Raw genomic sequence first — 12,464 nt, 5'->3', positions numbered from 1 at the left:
GCAGCACGCTTAATCGTCTTCGTACACCACGGCAGCGCGACGGCGAGGAGCGAGGCGAGCAGGCCGGCGTTTGATAGGGCCTTCCCCTTCGACGAACCAGTAGCCGCCCAGCAGCTTGTAAAAGAACAGGATGATGAAGGCACCGCCGGTGGCCACGCAAAAGCCAATTGGGCTGATGGGCGTGACGCGGGTGCCTTGGATGAAGGCGAGAATGCCGCAGCCAATGACCGTGCCGCCGATACCCATCGCCAGCGTGGCGACAGCACCACCAGGATCTTTGCCAGGCATGATCGCTTTGGCGAGCAGGCCGACGATGGTGCCGAAGCCTACCCACGTCAAAAACGTGTTCGCAATCTGCTGGGCAGTTTCGAGAAATTGAGCGTTGTCCATGGCAGCCTTCCCTGGTTGCACATTGCCGTATCAGCAGGTTGTATCGGCTGATCTGCTCAGGAACTTGGGAGCGACCGTGGGGGAAGGTCAAGCTGCGGAAGTTGGTTGAAGTGTAGTGTCGCTAGCAATGCTACTTCACCAAACTTCGCAGCGTGTAGTGCGCTTCGGCCGGATGGAACGCGGAGCCATCCGCGGCGAGCGACTTCAGCCGCAGTTCGTAATTGTGACCAGCACGCAGGTCGTTGACGGTGAGCGTCACTCGTTTTTTGTCGGGACTGAGTTCAGCTGTCACAACCTTTTCGGTGCGGCGGTCGATGTCGTTGCCGCCGTAGGCGGGAGTCGATTCGCGGCGGTAACTGCTGAGCGAATAGTTGGCGACATCGGCAGCCAGCTTGTCATCGACTGGCTCGAAAAAGTCGAGTTCAAAGCCCGTTTTGGTCGCCCGCATTTCGGCGAGACCATGGCCGAGTTTCGCGGGATCGATCTGGATCCGAATCACTTCGCCGATGTTGTTCCCCGCACCCCAGCCACTATCGCGGAGGTTACCGATGACCAGTTCCCCGGCGGGCGAAACTTCGCAGCAGATGGGCCCCAGCGGAGACTCTTCCGGCGTCGTTGGCACCGTCAGCGGATAGCTGCAGCCTTGATAGTCGCCGTTCACCTTTTGCAAACTCATGCGAATCAAGCGGCGCGTATCGTACTCGCAGCCCACGAGGTGCCCTTCGAGCGGGCCGAAGTGGATTTTCTTGCCTGCTGCCTGCAACTGCTTCGGCGTGGTCAAAAAGCAGATGCCATTCACACTCCGCGTCCACGGATGCGGAATATCGATCGCGGGCGGCGTCAGCTTGTCCGGCTTCTGCGCGCCTTTGTTCACAAACCCGTAGTGCTTGCCAGGCTGCACAAAGTTCAACTCATTGAACGGGTTGTAGTTCCCTTGATTGTCGGTGACGAATAGTTCGTCCTTCGCATTGAGGGCCATGCCCATCGGAAAGCGATGTCCGTGGGTGAGGACTTCCATGTGAAAGTACGGATCTTCGACGCTTCGCAGCGGTGTGAGCCGCAGCACGGAACCTTTGAACTTTTCGGCAATGGCTGGGCGATTATCTTGAAAGCAGGGCAAAGCGAGGTAATAGTTCCCCTCACCGTCTTGCGGAAGGCCGACTGCCCAGTCGTGATAGTCGCTGGTGTAGCCCCAGCCTGAGGCCAGGGCCTGAAATTGCGTCGTTTTGTTCGTGGCAGAATTAACTCGGAGCAGCGCGTATTTGGCCGCAACATCGACATAGTCCGCACCGGCCTTGATGCCATAGGGAGCGGCGAGGCCATCGGCGAGCAATTCGCTTTGAGGCAGGGGTTGCGAAAGTGTCTCTGCTTTGAAGGCGATGACCTGCCCCTTCAGAGACGCGACCACGAGATCACCATTCGGTCGCCAAGCCAGCGCAGTGGGCATGATCTCGGTTGGCAATGCCATCCGCTGACCGCTGAAGCCAGGCGCGATGACGACGGGTGGCTGCTCGAAGGGAAACGGCGGAATCCGTGGCGCGTGGTATTCATCCTGCGGTAACAGCGATTGATACGTGGCGGTGAGTTCCAGTTGTCCGCCGTCTGGTCTCCGTGGCGAAATGACGACGGTGCCGTCATCCAGCCAATCGAATTTGCTGGTCTTGGACGCCGAGATCTGCAGCTTGCCACGCAAGCCAAGTGTGAGCGACAAGGCATCTTCGCTCGTCTTCACGTCACGGCTGGATTGAATGGCGTGCTTTTCCGCATCCAGTAGTTGCCAACGAAACTTTGTTAGCTCGGGTACCTTTGACAATTCGTAGCGACGCTGCCAACCATACTCGTTTTTGTTCAGTAGCGGCTCGAACGTCTGTTTCACGTGAACCGTGAATGTCTCTGGATCCGCTGGCGCGTCGCCGACCGCGCGATACTCCAAAGAATATTCAAAGCTGGCACTCTGCTTCGACAACACCCAGTCACGCGGGTCCGCTAACCATTGTCCTTGAGTGGTCGGGGCGTACGTTCGGCCACCGAGATCGATCAAAAGGTCGCTCTTCGATATTCCCGTTTCCAGCAGCACGCTTCCGGCTGGTTCCCAGTACCAGTTCTTGCCCTTGGTGCGTTGGCGGGCGAGATCGCCTTGCGACCAACTGAGGAGACGATGCGTGCTGAGGTCGAAGAGAATGTTCTGGCGATTGGGCAGGCCGATGAGCAAGGCGCGCTCGAGTGTTTGGCCTTCGTGTTCGATGAGATCGCTGATGACGAGAGGCTGTTTGTCGGTGTTGTCCTCGCTGGAGTAAAAGCGGGCGACGCGAACGGGCGCGGGGAGTGGCGGCTCGAAGCCGGGAGTACTGAGGACTTGCCAGACGGCGGCCAGTTGCTCGTCGAGCTTGTCGTGCAGCACCCCGCGCACGGGGATCTGGACCGAGGGCATTTCCATGCGCGGGACGATGCGCGCGGGATTGCGGACCCAGCGATCGAACCAGCTTTTGCGTAGGCGATTTTGCGGCAGGGAGAGTGTCGGCCCGCGGGCATTGAGTGGTGCCTTCACAGGCTGCACACTGCCAACCTGATGACAACTGGTGCAACCAAAACCGTCGGTGCCGACGAGCCGGCGACCGGCCAAGGCGCGGGCTTCGAGTTGAGCCGGCGAGATCTCGGGTTCATTGGTGCGAGGATCGGCAGGAATGCGATCCTCTTGAATCAGGTGCGCGGCGAGCTGATGCGTGTGTTCGTCGTTCAGCCGGAACTTGGGCATCTGCACCAGCAAGTAAGGTCGATGCGCGGGGCCCGCGCGGTTGATCGCGCGGGCCAGTGCTTCGTCGGTCAGCTTATCACCCACGCTGTTCAGGGACGGCGGCGTCATCGCGGGGATTTGCGGCGCGAGTTCTTCGTTGGCCTCGGCTAACTTTGCCAGCTTGTCGGCCAGGCGACGCGGAACCACTCCCGCCGGTGCTGGTTCACGGGCGTGACAGGCGAGGCAGTTGTTCTCGATCAGCAACTGCGCGCCAGTGGTCACGCGCGGATGTTTGGGCGACTGCTGACGTAGTGTGAAGTATTTTTCGAGGGCTACGGCGTCACTCTTGGCTAACGCAAATACAGGTTGAGAATTTTCACTTGCTTTTGCACCAGCCGCGCAGCTTTGCTTCCACTTAGTCGCACTGGTGAGTTGTGCGATTGCGGCCGGAGCTTTCACTTTCGCAACTTCTGCTTCCTCGGGCAAACGATGGCATTGATCGCAGCGATACTTGCGCGCAACCAACAGGCCCTCATCGGCCTTCTTCTTTCCTCCCGCCTCTCGTCCCTCGTCTCCCGCCCCTGTCCCCTCCGCCCCCTTCCCCAGATACAACGCCAACGATTGCCGCTGATCAGCCGTCAGTTCAAACACCGGCATCCGATGATCGCGATTGAGCGATTCCGGCTTTTCGAGCCAGCGGGCAAAGTACTCGGCCGGACGTTTCGCGGCGATGTTCGTGAGATCACCACCACCGAAGAGACCACTCTCGCCGAACTCGCCCCGCTGATGACAAGCGAGACAGCCTTGCGTGAGGAAGAGCGTCTCGCCTGCTGCCGCGGAAGGTGGCGCGGACTTTTCTTTCTTGTCTTTGGAGCTGTCTTTTGAAATAGGCTCTTTCGGTTTGAATTCTTTGGGTTTCGCAGCCGGCTTCTGCTCAGCAGGTCTGCTGCTGAGCAACCAATCGGCCAGAATCTCTGCCTCGTTTTGCGATATCGCCAGATAGGGCATCCGTCGTTCGATGCGAGGCTCGTCTTTTGCTTCGGCAGGAGCTTCGTGCTTGGCCATCAGCCATTTCACCAGCCATGGTCGTTGCAAGTTGCCGGCCAGCTGATCGAGCGCGGGAGCCGGAACGGGCAAGTTCGCTTGCGCTGATTCACCCGCGTGACAAGCTTCGCAGCGCAGCGCGCGGGCGAGGACCGCACCTCGCTCAAAATCGTGAGGCAAGGTTTGTTTACGATCGTGGGCGAAGGCTCGCGCAGGGATGGGTTCGAGCGAGAAGCGGTCGCTCGACCAGAAGAGAGAAAACTGTGCGGGGAGTTCACCGGCGCTGTACGAAATCTCAATCGGCAGCGCGCCAAACGACAACGGCAGCGGCGACGACGCCAGCCAGGCTTGAAACTTCTGGGTCCCGATGAGCTGCTTGCCGTCGAGCTTGACTGCCACGGTTCCTTGCCCATGCACGTGCAGCTGAAACTTGGCATCGTCAGGAATCAGCACCAGACCGCGCCAGGTGATGGTGACTGGCTTGCTGGGATCGAGTCGTTCGTCAGCGACGGCGGTGCCCGCAGCGGGGGGAGCCGCATCGATTCGCACGACGGGCTGCTCACCCTGTTGAGCATACTCGGCGATCAAGCCCGGCAGGTTGGGCTCTTCCTCTTCTTCGTCCTGGGCTAGCGACGGAGTGGCAATCAGCAGCAGGGCCGCGGCCAGCCAGCGAGATCGTTGCAACCAGTCCATCCGTCCCTCGTCTATGTCATTCATCCAGGCGATCAAACCTCAGCACCTGTGATTGTGCCTGCGACGAACGCAGATTGCTACCGGCCCCAAGGTAGCCCGACGCGTCAGCGAGGGAGAATCGTACAACGACATCGATTGCAGTTCACGATCAACACAGCACCTGGGAGGCTTGAGCATGGAGACCAGTGTGAACCTCACCCTCGCTGACGCGTCGGGCTACTAGTCGCAGGCAAAAACCAAAGCCAAACGACGGCGGAGAGGCGGGCGAGGGTGCCGATGACAAAGAAGAGGTGAAAGCGATCGACAGAGAGGTAGCCGAGATCGACCGGTTCCTGGCGCGGCCGTTGATCGAAGAGCAGGCCAAACAGCACGGCACTCAGGGCCGTGACCAGGCCGCCGAGGGCAAAGTAGGCGCTGATGTGCGGCGGCGAGTTTTCGCCGGGCGAGAGCTTGAGCATGAGATGCGGCAGGCAGACATTCAGGCCGGCGTAAGCGATCCAGCAAACGTACGCGCCGCCAAACCAGAAAGGATGCTCGCGCGTTGCCAGTGTGAAGAAAAGGAGCGAAACCGAGACGATGATCTGCGACACGATCATGATCGAGCGGCTGAGACCGCGATCGGCAAAGTAGCCGATCAGCGGCGAGATCAAGATTTGGCCGAGGTGCATCAAGGCAACCAGCTGAAGGACTTCGCTCACGGGCAACTTGAGCACCACAATGGGAAAGAAAGCTTGCGCGGCTTGCGTCACGCCGTTGGCCAGGCCGGCGTAACACCAAAAACCAAGCAACGGACGGAAACGCAAATCGGTGAGGACGTCCCAGAGTTCTCGCCGACTGCTGCGCGGCGGCAGGACGAGCGGCGGTTCGGGCATCCAGATGAGCGGCACGATGGCGACGATCATGCACCACGCGCCGGCAAACGCTGGGAACGACAACGCCTCCCATTTGCCAGCTGCAACATTCCACAGCGGGTAGTAGTGAGCGAAGGCTGCGGCGGCGAGGATGCCGGCAATGTTTCCAATAGCCAGCAGCGAATTGCGCAGGCCGATGAAAGTGCCGCGCGTCGCGGACGGGGCGACATCGCCGAGCCAGGACCAGAGCGCGATCGCACCAACGAACATCGCCAGGTGCCAACCACCCCACAGGTTCACCAGCCAGGCGAGTTTCCAGCGGTCGTGCTCGCTGGCGTCCGGGCGACAAACGATCGGCAAGGCCAGCAGCAACAAGCAGCTAAGCAGGAAGGCTGCCACCGAGAACCACTTCCGGCTGCCAACAAAGCGCAAGATTCGCGGCGTCGAGAGTCGCAGGGTACCGGCCAGATTCGGGGCCGCCAGAATCAAGCCGAGGGCAGTTCCCTCGGCTCCCAGTTCACGCGCCAGGTAAGTCACCAGCGTGGTGCTTACCAGTCCATTTCCCAGGCCCCAGAGTAGGCCATTGAGATGCGCCTGCCAAAGAGTGGTTGGGCGCATCGTCGCTGAAAGCCTGTCACGGCCGAGGGGTTCGTGAGAGCAAAACGCAGATTAGAAGTCCGTTGGCAAGCCGTTGGTCTGCCATGCTGGCATCGGTGCGGTGGAGTTGGTCGCGGAGCCAGGGGCTCGCGTCTTCCGCCCGTGCGATGTCATCAACTGAGCATACACGCTGTAGTCAATCGTATCGGAGATAAATCGGGTTGAACCATCGGCAAAGCAAACCACAAAGCCACCAGAATGTTGGCTGGAAGGACGGGCATAGCTGCTGCTACTCGACAGAGGCGAACCAGTTCCTTTGGCGCGAGGATCAAAGTTTTTGTTCAGGCTGACGCTCGGTGCGGTCGAGGCTGTCATCACTGCTTCCCAAAAGACCGCGTTGTAATGCTCCTGCGAAGCATCGCGCCAATCCCAGACATCTACGTTCTCGGCAAACAGGATGGTTTGGGTGGTACCGTCACCACTGGCGATACGCCCCGTGTCGCCAGACGTAATGATACCGAACGTATCGGAACTACCCTTCAAGGTGTCGCGGAGCGCTCCGTTCTCGAAATAGTCAAATGGATTACTGCCTGAAGTGACATTCTCCCGACCACCATTGGCAGCGTAAGACGATTTATAGGGTTCGTTGTTATCGGAGTTGTCGGACGGGCAGGCCATGATCTTCAAGCGGCCACCAGAGACAAGTGGCAAGTTCGTACCCGGTGCCATCCCGCTCTTGTTGGCGTTGGTGGCTGCAATATTGATTTCTTCTAGGACGGCAGGGGCACCCAGAGAGTCGGAGAGGGCATGAACCCAAGTCAGCGCATTGGAAGTGTCAGTTGCGTTGGCCGGAGTTGTTTGGGAGCCAGGATAGTAGTAGCGGATAGGAGGTAGTTTTTCCTTGGCCGTTTGGTACAGGATAGCTGACGTTCCCAGCTGCTTCATATTGCTGGTGCAAATGGATTGTCGAGCCCGTTCTCGTACTGCTTGTACCGCGGGAAGGAGTAGGGCCATCAAGACGCCGATGATGGCGATGACGACCAAGAGCTCGACGACTGTGAACGCCTGCCGATTGTTGCGACCCATTTGACGTGCCTCCCTCCAAGCGTGTGCTTGCCTGCCTGCGTCTGACCGAAAAGGATGTTGACTGCGTTCGATTGTTCCGACCGAACTGTCAGCTGACTGTTGTGTCTCTGCTTCTGCGAACCGCTTATTCTCACCGCGCCAGCTGCTCGCGGCAACTATTTGGTCGTTTCTTCTGACGCCCGCCTAAGGATTTCTTTCGGCTGCGAACCAACCATCGCTCGACCAGAAGCGCGTGCGCACGCCGTAGTTCACCGTGTACACAGGCCCGAGCAAAACGAGAATTCGTGCTGTCAGAGAAGAGGACCAACCAGATAAGCTTGCAGTTAATTGTCGCAAAGCCGACAAGCTGTGTACAGTTCGCGCCAGGAAAAAAGGGAGAAAAACTGTGGGTTGGCCCCTGAGTGGAAAAGGGGCGTTGATTCGCTCGGAGAGTTGAAAAAGGGGCCAAGGGGGAGCGAGAAGGAGTACGGGGGGAACATCTCGGCGGAGCGAGAAGGAGTACGGGGGGGACACGCGGGATGGTGGGGGACCCCGCAAAGTGGGACAATGGTCTTTGCCTATCGGACCACCTTCAGACGATTGGCGAGGATTTCCTCTCGGCGGAGTGAGGGGACTACGGTGGAGCGAAGCACGTCGTTTGCTTGGCGGGAAGCAGGATTTTCACATTAATGACTTGAATCGGCTCGCGGCCCTGTTGCACGAACAACGCACCACTTTGCTACAGCGGTGGCGGCTGCAGGTTCGAGAGTTGCCGGTTGCCCGCAACCTCGACATTCCGACGCTCAACGATCACATCCCGATGCTGGTCGACGAGCTGGTGGTGGCTTTTCAAACTAACTCCGATCAGACCATTGCCGAGGCGCTGAGTGTCGGCAGTTCCCTCGCCCACGGGTTGCAGCGCGTTCAAGACGCTTTCGACATCGAAGAAGTCGTCGCCGAGTACAACATCCTGCGCGGTTGCATTCACGATCTGGCCGACGAGAACGGCTTCGTGCTGCAAGGGAAGCCGTTTCATATCATCAATCGCGTACTCGATCATGCGATCGGCCTGGCGCTGCAGACCTATGCGACGCAGCGTGCCCTGGAAGTGCAGCGACGCCGCGAGGAGTATCTGGCGTTTGTGGCCCATGATCTGCGCACTCCGCTCAACGCCATTTCGCTCGCTGGCCGAGTTTTGGAGATGACGCTGAAGGAGCAAGGGACCGATGCGGGCGCCGCGCAGATGTTGAAGGCGATGCGCCGCGGCGTGCAACAACTGGAAAGCCTGGTTGGCAAGGTGCTCGACGAAAACGCCAACCTGCAGACCGAAATCGGCGTCAAATTGGAACGTCGCGAGTTTGATCTGTGGCCGCTGGTGCAGTCTCTGATTCAGGATCTGCATCCGGTCGCGGGGACCTCCAGCGTGCGGCTGTCGAATAACGTACCCGATGACTTAGTCGTCTATGCCGATGCCGCTTTGCTCCAGCGAATCTTTCAAAACCTGATTGCCAACGCCATCAAGTACACGGCCCGCGGAGAGATCGTGATTGACGCCGTCGAGCTGGCCGATGGCGGAGTGGAATGTTGGGTGATCGACAATGGCGCCGGCATCCCGCCCGAACTGATCGACAAGATCTTCGATAAGGGAGAAACCGATGCCGATATGGCCGGCGGCATAGGGCTCGGCCTAGCCATTGTCAAAACCTTTACCGAGGCCCATGGCGGAACGGTCAGCGTCGAGAGTAAACCGGGCGTCGGCACCAGGTTCCGATTTTCGCTCCCCGCTAAAGCGGCCACGTAGCACCATATGCCGCTGGCGAAGTGAGCGACTTCGCCAGCGAATGTTGACGCCAACTCCTAAATCAGCGCTGCGGTTTCTCGCCTTCCGCGGCGCGTGGGGGCTGCAGCATGGGGAATGCTTCCCGCAGCTTTTTACCAGCTCGGATCTCGCGGAGCTTTTCTTCCATGATATTGGCAGGGTTGAAGGACGGCGGAACCGATCGCGGTGGATAGTCGTCAAACGTCGCAGCAAATTTAAAGACGTTGTCCATTACGCCGTACATCGTCTGAACGTGATTGAGTTGCCAATCCCAGAACGTGTTTGACGTAATGTCAGCCCGTTCAAACGGATCCTGCATCAGGTTGAAAATCTTTTGCAGCCGCAGTGTGGTGAAAGGCTCGGCCCACACTTGCATGGTTCCCGGTTTGCGCTGTTCAGAAAAGACATACTTGTAGTCTCCTTGCCGCATGCCGACGAGTAAGCCATCGTCGTCGGTGTAATAAAACGTATCACGGGCGCTCTTCACGCCGTTGTTTTTACCAGCGGTGCCTTCGACCGACGTGAGGAACTTCGACTGATCGAAGCCGTCGAGGTGTACTTTGTAATTGCGGCCGTGAGGACCGGTTGTGGTGTAACCGGCTTTCAACTTACCAATAATATCTGACTCGCCAGCAACTGCGCACAACGTGGGCACCCAGTCGTTGTGGCTCATGATTTGATTCGTGACCGTGCCCGCCTTGACCTTCCCGGGCCAGCGCACGAGGCAAGGAACGCGGAACGCTCCTTCCCAGTTGGTGTTCTTTTCCGAACGAAAGGGAGTCATCGCGCCGTCGGGCCAGGTATTCATGTGAGGACCATTGTCGGTCGTGTAGACGACGATGGTGTTCTCGGCGATCCCTAAATCGTCAAGCGCCTTGAGGATCAAGCCGATGTGATTATCGTGCTCGATCATGCCGTCGATGTACTCGCTGTCGCCATGCTGATACTTGCCGCGGTTCTCAGCTTTGACGTGCGTTCGCAAATGCATGCGCGTGCTATTGAACCAACAGAAGAAGGGCTTGCCAGCATTGGTTTGCCGCTTGATGAAATCGATCGCGCGGGCCGAGGTTTCGTCGTCGATGGTTTCCATTCGCTTCTTGGTGAGAGCGCCAGTGTCTTTGATCGTTTGCTTGCCGACGCGGCCAAAGCGAGGATCATCGGTCGGGTCATCGACGGCCGTGGCCTTGCAATCGAGCACGCCGCGCGGACCAAACTTCTTCAGATACGCCGGGTCCTTGGGATAGTCTGGCAACTCGGGCTCTTCTTCGGCATTGAGGTGATAGAGATTGCCGTAGAACTCGTCGAAGCCGTTGACGGTCGGTAATGTTGGGTTGCGATCGCCGACGTGATTCTTGCCGAACTGCCCCGTGGTGTACCCCAGGTTGCGCAGCAGTCCACCGATCGATGGATCTTCCTGGCTCATGCCCATCGGCGCGCCGGGAAAGCCGACTTTGGTCAGGCCCGTGCGAATGCCATGCTGGCCGGTCAAGAACGCCGCGCGACCGGCGGTGCAGCTTTGCTCGCCATAGTAATGCTGCAACCGCATTCCTTCCTTGGCGAGGCGGTCGATGTTCGGCGTTTCATAACCCATCAGGCCGCCGCTGTAGGTGCTGATATTCGTCGTGCCGATATCGTCGCCAAAGAGCACCAGAATGTTCGGCTTCTTCGTTTGCTGCGCCTGCGCGTTCTCCGCACAACAGACGAGCGCCAGCAGTGTCGCCGCGATCGCTGGCCAACAGCCGACCATTCGCCGCGAGTGCCAAGAAACAAAAGGCATGGTGTTCATCCTGGGGGTCTCCTAGAAAAGAGAAGTGAGAAGAGTGATATCCTGAGCCGACAGCGTGAATGCCCGGGGAGTATGTATCCTGCAAACTCACCGCTTCGCGCGAATGGTTATCACTCGCAGGAAATTACGTGACACGCCGTTTTTGATTGAGTTAGATTGTCTGCCTGTAACGGTGGATACTCAACTCAGATTTGTTTGAAATATAGCACGATGTCGCAACTTAAGTCTTGTGCCAGTGTATGTGTTACTTGATTAAAGGCCAGCAATGATTCAGTTTGGCATTCGCGACCTGTTGGGGCTGACGGCCGTGGCGGCGGTGTCGTGTTTGTTTGGCGGTCTGCTGGCCCCGCGCGACACGATGTCGGAGCTGGGTACCGCGGCTGGGATCGGTGTGTTTGGCATGGCCTGTTACCTCGCGGGCATTGCGGTGGGTAAATCGAGTTGAGAGGCACTGTTCAGTGACCACGCCGATCATTATTAAAATGTATTGACTTAATGTCAAGTACATTTTAAAGTTTCTGGTGGGGCTGGCTTGCCGCCACCGTCGTCCTCTCGCTCTGCCGAGAGGAACGTGCAGCCGTGGGCTGTTCGTTCGATCGACAGAGATGCCGGCGACTCGGCAGGAGACTGGCCCCGCGCGAAGTTATCACGCGGAGCACCCCCCTGTTCAGGGCCTGTTCAGGCAGCATTTTGAACAGGGGTGTACGGTGGTTATCAAACGGTTATCGGGAAACGGCGAATTGGGCGGTTATGCGAGACGCAAGCGATTGATATCAAGCAGGTTACGGCGAATGTCGAAATTCGATTTTTCGCGCAAAAAGTTATCAAAACGGGTTGTCGAAGAGCGGTGAAAATGGACTGTTCAGCAGGTGATTCGGAGCGGCTTGCGGAGAGGGCCGTACGGTAATCAAACGGTTATCGGAAATCCATCCGATATCGCTGATTTGTTCGCGTAACCCACAGCCGAGATGAGAGTTAGGAAGAATGGTTATCACGAATAAACGAGCGAAAAAGTTATCAAAAGTGGTTATCGACGACCACCCAGATGGGGCATTTTCGATAACCGGCTAAGCAGGTGAGGTTGGGCCGTTTAAGAAGGCCTCTTCGGCGTAGAAGAGGCCGGCGGCTCGCTGCTGGATCATCAGCGGAGTGGTACCGCGGAGGAGGTGGAAGAGTTGACGGAGTGAATCGCAGTCGCAGGTGCCGTAGAGGTCGACGTAGGCCAGCTCGATGCCACGGTCGTAGAGCGTGCCGAAGAGTTGCCAGCGGGGAGCATCGGGGGCCGAGGTCCAGACGAAGGAGCCATCGAGCTCGGTGTAGAGCCGGGGCTGCTCGCCGAGGGCGGTGAGGGCGTCGTCGAAGGTGCGGCCCCAGGGGCCTCCTTCCCAATCGCTGGGAAGGAGCAGGTGCCCCTGCGTCGCCGTGGTGGCCAGTTCCGGCTGAGCGTGGATCGAGACTTCGCAGGCTAATATCGTCATGCCAAGC

General features: G+C 58.5%; 8 protein-coding genes. 2 read left to right on the top strand and 6 right to left on the bottom strand.

Annotation, left to right across the window (positions count from 1 at the left end; genetic code table 11):
* Positions 1-9: 9 nt before the first annotated feature.
* The 4 genes from NA78x_RS30145 to NA78x_RS30130 all read right to left on the bottom strand — a co-directional run bounded on the left by NA78x_RS30145 (position 10) and on the right by NA78x_RS30130 (position 7,395).
* Positions 10-390 (bottom strand): GlsB/YeaQ/YmgE family stress response membrane protein, encoded by a 381-nt coding sequence (locus NA78x_RS30145; RefSeq protein ID WP_425616091.1) that lies wholly within the window; start codon positions 388-390, stop codon positions 10-12.
* Between the two features lie 130 nt (positions 391-520).
* Positions 521-4,885: a hypothetical protein gene (locus NA78x_RS30140; protein ID WP_425616090.1), complete on the bottom strand. Its 4,365-nt coding sequence runs from the start codon at positions 4,883-4,885 to the stop codon at positions 521-523.
* A gap of 170 nt (positions 4,886-5,055) precedes the next feature.
* Positions 5,056-6,330 carry an MFS transporter gene (locus tag NA78x_RS30135; RefSeq protein WP_425616089.1) on the bottom strand — a complete coding sequence of 425 codons (1,275 nt, stop codon included), beginning with the start codon at positions 6,328-6,330 and terminating at the stop codon, positions 5,056-5,058.
* A gap of 51 nt (positions 6,331-6,381) precedes the next feature.
* Complete coding sequence (locus NA78x_RS30130; RefSeq protein ID WP_425616088.1) at positions 6,382-7,395, bottom strand: DUF1559 domain-containing protein; 1,014 nt, start codon at positions 7,393-7,395, stop codon at positions 6,382-6,384.
* A gap of 637 nt (positions 7,396-8,032) precedes the next feature.
* On the opposite strand from NA78x_RS30130, the gene NA78x_RS30125 reads away from it, so the two are divergent.
* Complete coding sequence (locus NA78x_RS30125) at positions 8,033-9,175, top strand: ATP-binding protein (protein ID WP_425616087.1); 1,143 nt, start codon at positions 8,033-8,035, stop codon at positions 9,173-9,175.
* Between the two features lie 61 nt (positions 9,176-9,236).
* Here the strand turns inward: NA78x_RS30125 and NA78x_RS30120 are convergent, their stop codons facing one another.
* Complete coding sequence (locus NA78x_RS30120) at positions 9,237-10,970, bottom strand: arylsulfatase (RefSeq protein ID WP_425616086.1); 1,734 nt, start codon at positions 10,968-10,970, stop codon at positions 9,237-9,239.
* 274 nt (positions 10,971-11,244) lie between these two features.
* Between NA78x_RS30120 and NA78x_RS30115 the strand changes: the two genes are divergently transcribed.
* On the top strand, positions 11,245-11,424 hold the full coding sequence (locus tag NA78x_RS30115) for a hypothetical protein (protein WP_425616085.1): 180 nt from the start codon (positions 11,245-11,247) through the stop codon (positions 11,422-11,424).
* Positions 11,425-12,046: 622 nt separating this feature from the next.
* On the opposite strand, the gene NA78x_RS30110 is transcribed toward NA78x_RS30115, so the two are convergent.
* Positions 12,047-12,457 carry a hypothetical protein gene (locus tag NA78x_RS30110; RefSeq protein WP_425616084.1) on the bottom strand — a complete coding sequence of 137 codons (411 nt, stop codon included), beginning with the start codon at positions 12,455-12,457 and terminating at the stop codon, positions 12,047-12,049.
* Between the last annotated feature and the right edge of the window lie 7 nt (positions 12,458-12,464).

This window comes from Anatilimnocola aquadivae, from assembly GCF_049819085.1.
In the GTDB taxonomy this organism is placed as follows: Bacteria; Planctomycetota; Planctomycetia; order Pirellulales; family Pirellulaceae; genus Anatilimnocola.
This window is presented reverse-complemented; position numbering and strand designations above follow the sequence as displayed.